The 11,918-nt window shown below is 62.0% G+C and carries 14 protein-coding genes and 1 pseudogene; 8 read left to right on the forward strand and 7 right to left on the reverse strand.

Annotation, left to right across the window (positions count from 1 at the left end; translation table 11 throughout):
- Window positions 1-244: 244 nt before the first annotated feature.
- Together IV500_RS08990 and IV500_RS08995 are read right to left on the reverse strand one after the other, a co-directional pair.
- Window positions 245-1,207, reverse strand: a complete 963-nt coding sequence (locus IV500_RS08990) for an alkaline phosphatase family protein (RefSeq protein WP_196396478.1) — start codon at window positions 1,205-1,207, stop codon at window positions 245-247.
- Window positions 1,208-1,398: 191 nt separating this feature from the next.
- A complete protein-coding gene (locus tag IV500_RS08995; RefSeq protein WP_312875873.1) occupies window positions 1,399-1,761 on the reverse strand; it encodes a VOC family protein in 363 nt (120 codons plus the stop codon).
- 217 nt (window positions 1,762-1,978) lie between these two features.
- On the opposite strand from IV500_RS08995, the gene IV500_RS09000 reads away from it, so the two are divergent.
- The 4 genes from IV500_RS09000 to IV500_RS09015 all read left to right on the forward strand — a co-directional run bounded on the left by IV500_RS09000 (window position 1,979) and on the right by IV500_RS09015 (window position 5,045).
- Complete coding sequence (locus tag IV500_RS09000; protein WP_196396480.1) at window positions 1,979-2,761, forward strand: VOC family protein; 783 nt, start codon at window positions 1,979-1,981, stop codon at window positions 2,759-2,761.
- Window positions 2,762-3,055: 294 nt separating this feature from the next.
- Window positions 3,056-3,583, forward strand: coding sequence for a DUF427 domain-containing protein (locus IV500_RS09005; RefSeq protein WP_196396481.1), 528 nt, complete (start codon window positions 3,056-3,058; stop codon window positions 3,581-3,583).
- A gap of 167 nt (window positions 3,584-3,750) precedes the next feature.
- The gene (locus tag IV500_RS09010) at window positions 3,751-4,281 is read left to right on the forward strand and encodes an amino acid ABC transporter permease (RefSeq protein WP_230854735.1); all 531 of its coding nucleotides are present in this window, start codon (window positions 3,751-3,753) and stop codon (window positions 4,279-4,281) included.
- Entirely contained in the window at window positions 4,278-5,045 is a 768-nt protein-coding gene (locus tag IV500_RS09015) for an amino acid ABC transporter ATP-binding protein (RefSeq protein WP_196396482.1), read from the forward strand. The genes IV500_RS09010 and IV500_RS09015 overlap by 4 nt, the downstream gene beginning before the upstream one ends.
- Before the next feature lie 475 nt (window positions 5,046-5,520).
- Here the strand turns inward: IV500_RS09015 and IV500_RS21435 are convergent, their stop codons facing one another.
- Window positions 5,521-5,934: a hypothetical protein gene (locus tag IV500_RS21435; protein WP_230854736.1), complete on the reverse strand. Its 414-nt coding sequence runs from the start codon at window positions 5,932-5,934 to the stop codon at window positions 5,521-5,523.
- A 72-nt stretch (window positions 5,935-6,006) separates the two neighbouring features.
- A pseudogene (locus IV500_RS21440) lies at window positions 6,007-6,284 on the reverse strand (DUF4158 domain-containing protein).
- Between the two features lie 331 nt (window positions 6,285-6,615).
- Between IV500_RS21440 and IV500_RS09025 the strand changes: the two are divergent.
- Window positions 6,616-7,401: an isocitrate lyase/PEP mutase family protein gene (locus IV500_RS09025; RefSeq protein ID WP_196396483.1), complete on the forward strand. Its 786-nt coding sequence runs from the start codon at window positions 6,616-6,618 to the stop codon at window positions 7,399-7,401.
- A 438-nt stretch (window positions 7,402-7,839) separates the two neighbouring features.
- On the opposite strand, the gene IV500_RS09030 is transcribed toward IV500_RS09025, so the two are convergent.
- A complete protein-coding gene (locus tag IV500_RS09030) occupies window positions 7,840-8,196 on the reverse strand; it encodes a GntR family transcriptional regulator (protein ID WP_196396603.1) in 357 nt (118 codons plus the stop codon).
- Window positions 8,197-8,238: 42 nt separating this feature from the next.
- Between IV500_RS09030 and IV500_RS09035 the strand changes: the two genes are divergently transcribed.
- From IV500_RS09035 to IV500_RS09045, 3 genes are all read left to right on the forward strand, one after another.
- A complete protein-coding gene (locus IV500_RS09035; RefSeq protein WP_196396484.1) occupies window positions 8,239-8,841 on the forward strand; it encodes a DUF1214 domain-containing protein in 603 nt (200 codons plus the stop codon).
- 377 nt (window positions 8,842-9,218) lie between these two features.
- Entirely contained in the window at window positions 9,219-9,500 is a 282-nt protein-coding gene (locus IV500_RS21445) for a DUF1254 domain-containing protein (RefSeq protein ID WP_312875875.1), read from the forward strand.
- An 84-nt stretch (window positions 9,501-9,584) separates the two neighbouring features.
- Window positions 9,585-9,890: a hypothetical protein gene (locus IV500_RS09045; protein WP_196396485.1), complete on the forward strand. Its 306-nt coding sequence runs from the start codon at window positions 9,585-9,587 to the stop codon at window positions 9,888-9,890.
- A 430-nt stretch (window positions 9,891-10,320) separates the two neighbouring features.
- Here the strand turns inward: IV500_RS09045 and IV500_RS21450 are convergent, their stop codons facing one another.
- Window positions 10,321-10,566, reverse strand: a complete 246-nt coding sequence (locus IV500_RS21450; protein ID WP_196396486.1) for a hypothetical protein — start codon at window positions 10,564-10,566, stop codon at window positions 10,321-10,323.
- Between the two features lie 179 nt (window positions 10,567-10,745).
- A complete protein-coding gene (locus IV500_RS09055; protein ID WP_196396487.1) occupies window positions 10,746-11,810 on the reverse strand; it encodes an FUSC family protein in 1,065 nt (354 codons plus the stop codon).
- Window positions 11,811-11,918 lie beyond the last annotated feature (108 nt).

Here is an 11,918-nt window from a genome sequence, read left to right on the forward strand (position 1 = left end):
CAGTGAACTCTGCGACCATCTCACTGCCACAGAAACCCGCTATCCCGGCACAAACCAAATCCTGCGATTCGAAACCAAAAACCGTGAAACGTCGCCACCAAATTAAATACCTATGTCAAGAGTCCTGGTGCCATAAGCAGGTTTTACCCCATTCATATGGTCTAACTATGCGACTGAGCGGCGTTAGAGTCTTTGTACCTTGTTCTGCCAGTCTGCCGGTCTGTCTGCCGTGGCCGGCAGTCCGCTATTTGAGCAGGTCCCGCATGACGGGTGCGTTTTTGTCGTTATCAGTCAGGGAGGCCAGACCCCACAGGCTTTCAACAGTGTGCAGCAGGGAGTAGTGGTTGTAGGGAAGGGGGGATTTGTAGGAATGTCGGGCCGTTGGTCCGGCAAAAATTGTCGAGACGGTATTGTCCTTGCCTTCGCCTTCGTCCCAAGTGATCACCAGGAGGGACTTCTGGGTCGTGAAGGCCGGTGAGGTCAGAATGTCGGGCACCTGGTGTGCCAGCCAGGTGTCGCCAGCCAACACCGGGCAGTCATGCATGTCATTGCAGAGATTGGGACTGATAAATACGTAGTTGGGCAGGCTTGAGGCGGCTTTCAGATCTTGGCTGAGCTGGGTCAGGGGAACGACGTGGGCCGCGCATGAGTCGTGGCTGTCGGTGACGCTGGGGTAGTACATAAACGGGTTGTGCTTCACCGCGTAGGGATAGGAGTTTTCCGCCGCGCAGGGAGCGGGCATACTCTCGGCATACATCTTCCAAGTTCTCCCGGATTGCCCGATTACATCCGCGATGGTCGGTACCCGCGCAGTGCAGCGGCCGCCCGGGCTGCAGTCGTCCGTGATCCCGGCCGTGGTCCCGCTGGTTAGCGCCAGGTAGTTGGGTAGGCTCGGGTGGGATACGGCCTGATAATTGGTCGCCAGTGCGTTTTCGGCGGCCAGTTTGTTGATGTAGGGGGCGGCAGCGTTGCCCAGAATGCTGGCGGCCGGTTTGTTCTCCTCGACAATAATGACGATGTGGTCGATCCCGGGAGGCGTTCCTCCAACCGGGGCTGGACTGCCTACCGGCAGGGTCGGGGCTGCGGCTTTTTGAGGCGACGGGGCAGGGCTGGCAACGGGTGTCGGGGCGGCGCATCCGGCCATGGAGAGCCCGAGCGCGGTGATGCCAATCGCGAATGCGACGGCAAAGCGGCTCTTTTGGCTCATTACTCGATGCTAACCGTAGGTCTCCCACCCGGCCATGCTTTCCGTGGACCACCGCTTGTGCCGCCAGAATGGGTCCACAGATCGCTGCGTCTCTCGAGGCCACCTAGCCCGCAGAACATCTTGAGGACTTTGCGCTGGGCTTGCGCGGCCGACGTCCATTCCCTTCGGACGCGGAGAACGTTCTATAAGAGTTAGCGGGAGATTTGTTGCAGAGCCCAGGAGTTGCCGTCGGGGTCGTTGAAGTACGCGTACCGGACGCCTCCGCCCATGTCGCTCACCTCGGAGACGTCAATGCCGTTGCCAAGCAGTGCTCGCCGGACGGCATCGAGGTCTTCCACCACTAGATGCAGTCCGTGGACGGGTGCGGCGTCGGGGTCACTGATTCCCACGCCAATGACAATCGAGCAGGCTGACCCCGGTGGTGTTAGCTGGACCACTCGCATGCCGTTGCCCGGCTCAATGTCGTGGTCGAGGTTGAAACCGACTTGGTCCAGGTAGAAGGCTTTGCTCCGGTCAACATCGGTCGACGGTAGCGGAACCAATTCCAAACGCATGTCCAAGGGGACTCCTTCTTCCCGCACTGTTCGCGGATAATGGCAGGCCGGCGACCTGTACAACTGCCATGATACTCACCATTGCGTTAGCCGCTGAGTTGAAATTTCCCCGGTAATCAGTGCCCCTTTCCCGGCGGTGGTCTTGACCTCGCCGCCGGTTGGATACACGCTAAAGTATTTTCATCTAAACCATCGGCACGACTGTCAGGAGCCCTCAATGCCAAAGCCCGATATCGCCCCAGGTGATCCCTGCTGGATTGATCTGATGACCTCGGATCCCGAGAAGTCCCGCGATTTCTATGCCGGTCTTTTCGGCTGGACCTACGAAATTGGTGATGAAGAAATGTATGGCGGCTACGTCACTGCATTTGTCGAGGGCGCTCCCGTAGCGGGCATGATGAAGAACGACGGCGAGTCCGGGTATCCGGACGTGTGGACGACGTATCTGCGGGTAAAAGACATCAACACGACCGCCGAGTCGGTCGTGGCAGCCGGTGGTCAGGTATTGATGCCGCCCATGGAAGTTCCGGACCAGGGACACATGGCGATGTTCAGCGACGCAGGAGGCGCAGCCGTCGGTGCCTGGCAGTTCGGCGGCCACACCGGTTTTCAATTGAAAAACGAGCCCGGAGCCCCGTTTTGGCATGAACTTCACACCCGGGACTACGCACCCTCCGTGAAGTTTTACCAGGACGCTTTCGGCTGGGACACCGCCGTCATGAGCGACAGCGAAAACTTCCGCTACACGACGCTCGGATCCGGAGATAACTCACGCGCCGGCATTATGGACGCTGCTTTTTACCTCCCTGACGGGGTTCCGTCGAACTGGCAGATCTATTTTGGGGTAGCCAATGCCGATGCCGTCGTGGAAACAGCGAAGACTCTTGGCGCCCAGGTGATCCATCCCGCTGAGGATTCCCCCTTCGGCCGTATGGCTACGTTGACAGATCCGACGGGTGCGGTTTTCAAGATCGCCCAACGGCCCGAAGAGGCCGCCTAACCACCACCGCTCGTCAACTGGAACCACGATTTTCCGGGCATCGTGTGACTGGGAACATCAAGGCAAAATTAACGGTGGTCCTCGTGCCGGAAGGAAATCAAGAGTCCAGGGCCGGGGACGACGACGTAGGCGCTCGACTTCGAGGAGGGTCATGCTCGTGCCGCGACCGTGGCCAATACGCTGAGAATGGTCAGCCAGGTGGGGGCCGAAATCGGCGCCACGCGCTGACCGCTTACTGGGGGATCACCTTACGATTTTCTGTCGCATCCCAGCGGACGATGGCAGGATTGGGACATGACTCCTGCCCACGGTTTTTCCGGCCTCCCCCGGCGTCCCCAGCCCATCAAACCCAAGGCCGGCCAAGAATCGGTGTGGGACTACCCGCGGCCGCCCAGGGTCGAGCCGCGATCGGAACGCATCATCGTCCGCCTTGGCGGCCAGGTGATTGCCGACACCACCGATGCAGTGCGCGTCCTGGAGACGAGTCATCCGCCCGTCTACTACCTGCCATTGGACTCATTCCCGGCCGGTGTACTCGTCCCGGTCCAGGGCACCAGCTTCTGCGAGTTCAAGGGAGAAGCGCACTACTTCGACGTCGCCGCCGGCGGAGTCGCCGTTTCCCGGGGCGGGTGGACCTACCCAGAACCCACCCGGGGTTTCGAGGCGCTCAGTACCCGCGTGGCCCTCTACCCGGGTCACCTGGGCTCCTGTGAGGTCAACGGGGAGCAGGTGACCTTCCAGGATGGTGACTTCTATGGCGGTTGGATCACCACACAGATCGTCGGTCCGTTCAAGGGTGGTCCGGGCACGGCCGGGTGGTGAGAGGTTGCCTCTGCCCGCTCTGCCCGCTCTGCCCGGTGCTCAGGGCTTTACATGTTCCGAAATTCATCCGTGTCTCTTAGCGCCGCCACGAACTTCTCGGCCAGGTCTGCCGGAGCGTCTTCTGCGCACAGCGCCATGAGCTTACGGGTCGGGCTTCAACTCCGCACTTGCTGAACTGGCTGTCCACGCTCTACATCTGGAACCTCGCCGCGTATTTTGCCGAGACCGTCCGCGCCGGCATCCAGGCCGTGGACGCGGGCCAGACCGAGGCCGCCTACGCCTTGGGCATGACACCGGTCAAACGCATGCGTGTCATTGTCCTGCCGCAGGCGCTGCGTATTATCATCCCACCCACGGGCAACGAGTTCATCTCCATGCTCAAAACCACCTCACTGGTTTATGTGGTGGCGGGTAACGACCTCATGACCAACGCCAGCCAGATCTACAAGCAAAACAACCTGATTATGGAACTGCTGATCGTAGCGTCCCTGTGGTACATGGTGATGACAGCCATTGCCACGTTCTTCCAATCTAAGTTGGAGGCCCGCTACGGAGCCGAAGCCGTCCGTCTGGTGCGACGGCCCGGTCTCATACAGCGGATGTTTCTCAAGCGCAGTACGCCGCAGCTGCGCACCGGCGCTGCGGCCGCAGTATTAGGGGAAGACGACTCTGTCAAGGTAGGGAAGGAACGCTCATGAGCCACAAATTACACGTTCAAGCCACCGGGGTCACCAAGTCCTACGGCAGCCACCTGGTACTGGCCGGCGTGGACTTCACTGTCCGGACCGGGGAGGTGAGCTGCATTGTGGGACCGTCCGGATCCGGTAAGTCCACATTCCTGCGCTGCCTGAACGCACTGGAGTCCTACGACGACGGAACGCTCCTGGTGGAAGATCGTCACGTGGGGTACGAATACCGGGACGGGCGCTACTACGAATGGAACACGAAGCAGTTCGCCGGATTCCGATCCAGGATCGGAATGGTGTTCCAGCGCTTCAACTTGTTTGGGCACCTGAGCGCGGAGGAGAACGTGGCCTGTGCCCTGGTTCAGGTGCGTGGCTGGGGAAAGGCTGCGGCCAGGGCCCGTGCCGGTGAGGAACTGGCCCGCGTAGGCCTGACCCAGCATGCGCACAAGCGTCCCCACCAGCTCTCCGGCGGCCAGCAGCAGCGCGTCGCGATCGCCCGGGCCCTGGCCTTGGACCCGGAGATTATGCTCTTTGACGAGCCGACGTCTGCTTTGGATCCGGAGCTTGTTGACGAGGTGCTGGAGGCCATGAAGGAGCTCGCCCGCCAGGGCATGACAATGGTGGTGGTCACGCATGAGATGGGCTTTGCCCGCGAGGTCGCCGACACCGTGCATTTCTTCGACGCCGGTGTCATCGTCGAATCGGGGACCCCGGCAGAGGTTCTGGGAAATCCTCAGAGGGACCGAACCAAGGCATTTTTAGCTAAGGTGCTCTGACTGGAACGGCCATAAGGACCAGCGGTACAGCGGTTGGCGCTAAGCAGTCCCGGCCCCCGGCACAATGCCCGCTATAGGCTCGCCCACGGAGGTACGAAAAGAGCCATCGAGGGTGCTGTCGAGGCGACAGCACCGACGACTGCCGAGGGGACTCGAGACGAAAGGTCCAATGCTTGGGCGCGGGCCGACGGCGTATCCGAGAAATGCCTCCCTAAAGACACGGTATATAAGGGCGGCCGAAGCGCCGAGTCCGGGGCCGGAACTGGAGATGATTGTGAACGCATGAATGAGTGTGTGTGGCAGGGAGATATCTCCGGCAGGCCCCAACAGACACAACTCTGTACATCTAAAGTGTCAGGGTGCCAGTATGTATGGTCGGCCATTTTGCCCCACAAGCGGTCACCTGTCGCCCCCGCACCATGAAGCGCGGCGGGGCTTTTCGCGTTGGTCGTGATGGATCCCGATGCTCGGGCTACTATTCGTGACGCCTTCTCCAGCCGCGACAAAGTAACAAGCGCTGTTTGTCCGTGGAACGCTTCGCGGTGCTGATCAGCCTGGTGGCCATAAGGATCTCGAAAAGGTCCAGGGCATCGCCGATCGCCTTGGCCTCCAGCTGGCGGATCACCGCGGTGAGTATCGCGGCGCGTTTGGGCTCTGCCGTCTGCTCCAACTTCGGGGCCTTGGTGCCCAGCCCGTACAAGGCAAGCACGGAGAGCCGGTTCGGCGGTATCTGCTCCAGCTTCAGCCCGCCCAGCCCGAAGACGGCTATGTCCTCAACCCGCTGCAACGCACCCTTCATCGCGGTTCCAGGGGTCCGCGTTAGTGGACGACGCATCTGCTCCAGTTCCGAGTACAGCGTGCCCGCAGGCGTCGTCAGCGCGGCAACCAAGTTGCCAGGTAGCGCCGGATCCGCCCGCAGGGCAGTCTAGGCGACCTAAACTTCCGACCGAGGGCAGCGTCCTCATACTGGTGAGCCGTACACATCGCGGATCTCCCACGCGTCCTCATACGCCGTCTTTGGCCGCTCGGTGTACTCCTTCACGCAGGAGACATCCTCAATTTCCAGCTGCTCTGCCAGATGCTCAAAGACCACCCACGGCACAGCCAACGGATTCTCAAGAAAAGCCGGGTATACCGGACCGTGCACCTGTGCAGGGCAAAACCAAGGCGATTGTGGTCACCGCGCCGCTTCGCGATCAGGTTCCGGTCCTCGTCGTCAAGGAAGAAAAAATGCTCCAACTCAGGCCGCGTCGGCTCCTCGATAAATCGTCCATAGGCCTCAGCCTGCTGCTGTCCCGGCGCTGCGGTTTAGCTAATCGGGCTGTAACAATCAACCCTGGGTGGGGTGGGAGCTAGCACCGGGGGAGGACAGCCAACACAACTGCTCAAGGGCCACGGTCAAGCGCATGGCCACGGTCAAAGATGCTAATTCGATGCGGTGAGCCAGATCCGCAGATGAGTGCCCCGTCCAGGCTGGGCATGATCGGGTTCCAACCCTTTTCGTTACGTGTCCGTGTTTGTAGACTAGAGGAAAATTGACCAGTTTGTTTGGCACGGGACGGGCGCGACGATGGCCACTTTTCTAGAGCTTCACCACATGGGGGTGCCACTGCTGCTGCCCAATGCATGGGATGTTGGCTCCGCTCTGGCTTTTGCGACGGCAGGCTTCCCCGCCGTCGCCACCACTAGCTTTGGCATTGCGGCGAGTGCCGGTCTGCCCGACGGCGGCCGGTCCAGTAAGACCGGAACCGCCGCACTTGCGGCACAGCTGTGCCGCCTGCCAGTGCACATCACGGCGGACGTCGAGGACGGCTACTCCGACGACCCTGCCGAGGTTGCGGATTTTGTGGCCCGGCTGGCGATCCAGGGCGTGGCCGGCGTCAACATTGAGGACAGCCGAGACGGACACCTGGTGGATCCAGCGGTCTGCGCGTCTAAGATTGCTGCCATCAAGGCAAGCGGCCCTGGCGTGTTCGTCAATGCACGGGTGGACAACCTCTGGTTTGACGAAGAAGCCACAGTGGACGCTATCGTGCTCCGTGCCCGCATCTACGCCGAAGCCGGGGCGGACGGGATCTTTGTTCCCGGATTGGTGGCCCCGGAGGAGATTCTGAGCATCACCGAAGGGATTAAACTGCCTGTGAACGTGCTGGCACATCCCTCGCTGACTGTTGCCGAATTGGGCGAATTGGGGGTCAGGCGGGTGAGTTCCGGCTCCCTGCCCTATCGGACAGCCGTGGATGCGGCGGTGGATAGTGTCAACGCCCTGCGCGACGGCAAGCAGATTCCGGTCGCCACCTCGTATTGGGAGATGCAGAAGCGCCTCCAAACCTTCAGCCCCGGCGCCGCGGACTGACCGCGGTCAACGCGAGCCTGACCAGCAGGGCGCGGCAACCGCACGCCGAAGGTGCTGGGCCCGGCCCGCCCATTAGCGACAACATGGTGAGGCCGCCCGCACCGGCACGTACATGGGAGACTGCGGTGCCCCGCAGCAGTGCGGGCAGCACCAATGCGCTCGCTGGGAGGAACGCCGCGACACCTGGTCGATCGCCGAGCAGTCAGGTGGGGCCTGCTTTGAGTGCCGGGATCGCCGCTGCCGCGGTGATCACTGCCATGGCGCAGATGGGCAGGGACGTCGTATGCATCCAAACGGCATCCTCGCTCGATGCCACGCCGAACTCACGCCGATGACCGCGGGCAACCCGAACCCGGGCACGATGGTGAGGAGCCGGGTCAGCCGCTCAGGTCCCCATGTCCCTCGGCGCGCCCGAACCGTCGTCCGGGATCGGCATGTTCATAGCTCAAGGGCGGCCTCCTTTACCAGGGATGCGATCGCATCGGGGGAGAGCCCCAGGCCCCGTGCGGAGCGGGACAGCGCGAGGATCTCGGAGTGCAGGGATGCTAACGGCCCGGCGGCATCGGTGACCACCGCGCCGCGGCCGCGGCGCATATCGACCAGCCCTTCCGCACGCAGGTCCTGGTAGGCGTGAAGCACGGTGTGCAGATTGACTCCCAGGGATGCCGCCATCTCCCGTGCCGCCGGGAGCCGATCACCTGGCCGTAACCTGCCGGCGGCGGCAGCCGTGCGAACCGAAGCGGCCAACTGCGCGAACAGTGGCGCCTCGCTCAAGGGGTCAATACGGAACATAATATGATTATTCTATAACATTTATAACAGTGCTAGTGTGCGGATATGAGAAATGTTCTCGTGTGGGTCTCTGGTTCCGGTGTTGTGCAGGGGGTCATCATCGGCGCTGCGCTGGCATTCTTGACAGCGATCATCATCATGAATTTGGTGGGCAGACGGATCACAACCACGGTCAATGGATGGAGTGCCATCCGGCAATGCGGCCAGCCCGGCAACGGGATCCTCGTGCGGGCCGCCTGCGCCAAAGCTCTGCCGGTCGTCAACGTGTTTGAAGAGGCCGCCTACTGGACAACCGCCAAGGATGCCTCACGGCAGGCGCTCAGCGGAAGGCATGAGTACAGCTTGCATTTTCCAGCCGGGGAACTCCCGCCGAGTGACGCCTTCTGGTCCCTCACTCCCACCGATGTCGCCGGATACATGGTGAACAATCCTACTCATCGCAATAGCGTTGGCGACCGTTCGAATCTGGCCAAAAACGTCGACGGTTCAATCGATGTCTACCTCCTGCCAACGTCACCTGGAGAGCACCAGCAGAACTGGCTCCCGACTCCCTCCGGCGCCTTCAAGCTGATACTTCGCGCATATCTGCCCGGCGCAGCGATTCTCAATGGAAGCTACCGCCTGCCGCCAGTCGTGAGGGCGCAGTGATATGAACCGCCTCATCATGAAATATGCGTATCCCATGACCGCAGTGATACTGGCGATTTTCGTCTGGGTCATCTACCGGCGGATCTCGCACGGATGGAGTGACGTCGTTGTCCTGGCCATGGCGGCAGGCATCGCCTACGCGCTCGGCGTGCCCGCCATCCTTTACCTCTGGCCGCGCCTCGGGGTCAGTGGCTACAAGAGGGCGATTCTCAAGCGTGGGCTTGGTGACGGCCCGATCCCCATCAACACGTTATACGCCGTGCCCAGCACTTCCTCCCCTGGTGTGCCCGGTGGGAGTCTCATGGCAACCGGAGCCGATGACCTGCTTTATATCGGTGGCTGGCTCGACTTGAGGAAGGGTCCGCAGGGTTCTGCACGTGCCCGAAATGGCCGGGCGGTACTACAGCGTGCAGTTCACCGACCCGGCGAAGAATTTCAATTTTGCCTACGTCGGCAAACGCACCACGGGAACCAAAGCCGGCGACTATGTTCTCAGCGGTCCCGGCTGGACGGGAATCGTACCGAGCGGGATGATTCAGATTTCGTCACCATGCGCGTGCGCACTCGTACTTGGGCGAGTCTTCGTCGGCAGTGGCGGTGATCTTCACAGCGCATACGAACTTGCGAAACAAGTAAACCTTGAACCGCTCACACTCTAGCGGTCGATCATTCCATATTGCGCCTCGCGGCTGTCGCCCAAGAGCCGTCGTTGCCCAGTTGCGCGAAACAAAAGGAGAACAAAAATGTCCGCAACGCTGAAGCTGACACATAAAACCATCGGGGTGGAGGTTCGCCGCGGCACTTACGACGTCATGGTCGACGGGAAGCCTGTCGGGAGCCTCGAACTGAACCAGACCATCGACATCCCAGTCAACCCCGGGCGGCACTCACTGCAAGTGCTTGAGGGTCGAAACACGAGCCGAACGAAGACCTTCGACGCTGTCGACGGGGAAACCGTCAGCTACCGATGCAGTGGAAAGAGCGTTTTACCGATCTTTCTTCTATCCTTTCTGGTGCCCAGTCTGGCACTCTCACTCAAGCGCGAGTAGGAGCAGTAAGGCAAAAATAGGCCGGGGAGCTCGGACGAGCTACGGCAGCGGGTTTCAGGATTGTAATTTGGTCCAAGGTGAACGGAAAGGCTCAGGCGGCAACAGTCAGCGTCCGGTACGTCGTCCACGGCCTGGACGACGTCATCGCGTTCTTCGGCCGGCATCCCGGTTTTCACGAAGTGATGCGCCCTGCTCCGGCCCTCGCCATGCTCTCCAGCGGTGATCTGGGCCTCGTGCTTGGCCGGCCCGGAGCCGGGCCGGGAGTGCCTCCGTTAATGGACGGTTTCGCTGACGGATCCTCGGATACCGGGAAACCGAACGGACTCTCCTGTAAGGGAACCTCCTGCAGGACGCGACCGCGGGTGCCGGTTTTACCCGGGCGTTTCCCCAAGGGCCCTTCGCCACGTTGCTGCGCGGGTTCGATCAGCGGCTACAGCGCTGTGTCCTCGCGGGAGGTTTTCCAGCCTTCCGGACCGTTGGAACCCGCCGGATACTCCTGGATCGGCACGTCATTGGTGGCCCACCCTTCAACCCCCGGTTCGATGATCCGCCAGCACTCCACGACGGTGTCGCCGCGGACAAAGAACATGGCACTGTGCGTCAGCACCGCCCTGAGCACTTCGCCGTAGGTGAGCAGATCGGTGCCATCGATGGCAAGCTGCAGTTTCGCCGGCACAGTCCCATCCGGACCCGGGTCGCTGTTTTCCGTTCCGGTGAAACCGGCAGGCAGGTAGCGAGCGGCTTGCGCGATCCGCCCCTTACATCCTGTTGAGTCCTTGCCGCCGTCCTGGTAGTTGGTGGGCGAGTACCCGGTCAGTCGATATTTTCCATGCTAGAGCGCTGCCAACGAGGTGGCTAGACGGGATGAGACTGGGCTGCGGCGAGTGCTACAAGGGCGTCGGCAACGGTCTGCGCCAGAACGGCTGCGGAGTCGGAGATCGTCTGCGGCACGCTGGCGGAGAGTTGCGCGATGGGGTGATTTCCCCGTGAACGTTCCGCTAGCACCGTGCTGAGCGTGCCGACGTCGTTCGCTGCCGCGACAAGGAAGCCGGCCAGCCCGTCAGGCTTCTCTCCTGTGCCGGAGCGGGTTCCTTCCGTAGAGGCGTAGGTGAGCAGCAGGACGGCAGCCACCAGCACGTCCAGGTGGTCGAGCCGGTCCTCAAGGTGGCGCAGCCGGGCTGCGCGGCGCAGCCCCCGGAGCGTCCTGGTCCGGATCCGCCGAGCAATAACGCGCTGAGCGGCCAGATCGCTCAGGTCACTTCGGGCGTCGCGGGCCCGTTCGACGGCGTTCTCTGCCAGGATGGTGTCCTTGCGCTCAAGGCCTGCAGCGCTTCCACGAAGCGCTGCCTCAAGGCTGTCCAGGACGCGCTGCGCTGCGACGGAAACCAACATCACCGGATCGGGCGTGAAAAGAATCTGGCTGCCGATGAGACCCAGGACCCCGCCGATCCCCGCGTCCACAATGCGGCTCCCCGGGTTCTGCAGGGGAGGCAGGACCAGCACAAAAAGCGCGGACGCGGCGCCCTGGATGTAGGCAAGCCGACGGGAATCCAGAGCCGCAGCTGCGCTCATCCCCAGGACAACGGCGAGCACAGCCTGCAGCAGGCTGCTGCCTGGGTTCCACCAACGAATCAGTTCGCCGACCGCGACTCCCGCGATGACGCCGGCCAGCAGGTCCACCGCCTGTCGTCCCCTTTCGCCCTTGCCGCCGCCGAGGCAAATGATCGCCGACGTCGCTGCAAATACAGGATTCCGGTGGCCCAATAGAGCCGTTGCCAGCAACCACGCCACCCCGGCCGCGAGTCCGCACTGTGCGATGACGGGAAGCCCCGTCCTCAGCCGACGCCAGGTGGAGGTGGGGCCTGCTACCTTGGCCGTGGTCCTCACTACGCGCTGGAGCGGGACCCGCTGCTTCTTCATCCGCGCACTCTCCGCCCTCTCCGCCGTCCGCTGCCACCGCAGCCGAACTTCATCACATCATGTCATTGCGGCCCGGTGTAGGGCGTGCGTAGGGTAGGGGAAAAGCAG

Origin of the sequence: Arthrobacter terrae (assembly GCF_015708085.1) — a bacterium.
In the GTDB taxonomy this organism is placed as follows: Bacteria; Actinomycetota; Actinomycetes; order Actinomycetales; family Micrococcaceae; genus Arthrobacter_M; species Arthrobacter_M terrae.

Bases quoted from the DNA above. Each gene is read 5' to 3' on its own strand.
- IV500_RS09005 (WP_196396481.1), top strand. From the start codon at position 3,056: ATGACTCCTGCCCACGGTTTTTCCGGCCTCCCCCGGCGTCCCCAGCCC.
- IV500_RS09045 (WP_196396485.1), top strand. From the start codon at position 9,585: ATGTCCGCAACGCTGAAGCTGACACATAAAACCATCGGGGTGGAGGTT.
- IV500_RS09000 (WP_196396480.1), top strand. From the start codon at position 1,979: ATGCCAAAGCCCGATATCGCCCCAGGTGATCCCTGCTGGATTGATCTG.
- IV500_RS09015 (WP_196396482.1), top strand. From the start codon at position 4,278: ATGAGCCACAAATTACACGTTCAAGCCACCGGGGTCACCAAGTCCTAC.
- IV500_RS09035 (WP_196396484.1), top strand. From the start codon at position 8,239: ATGAGAAATGTTCTCGTGTGGGTCTCTGGTTCCGGTGTTGTGCAGGGG.
- IV500_RS08995 (WP_312875873.1), bottom strand. From the start codon at position 1,761: ATGCGTTTGGAATTGGTTCCGCTACCGTCGACCGATGTTGACCGGAGC.
- IV500_RS09055 (WP_196396487.1), bottom strand. From the start codon at position 11,810: ATGAAGAAGCAGCGGGTCCCGCTCCAGCGCGTAGTGAGGACCACGGCC.
- IV500_RS09025 (WP_196396483.1), top strand. From the start codon at position 6,616: ATGGCCACTTTTCTAGAGCTTCACCACATGGGGGTGCCACTGCTGCTG.
- IV500_RS08990 (WP_196396478.1), bottom strand. From the start codon at position 1,207: ATGAGCCAAAAGAGCCGCTTTGCCGTCGCATTCGCGATTGGCATCACC.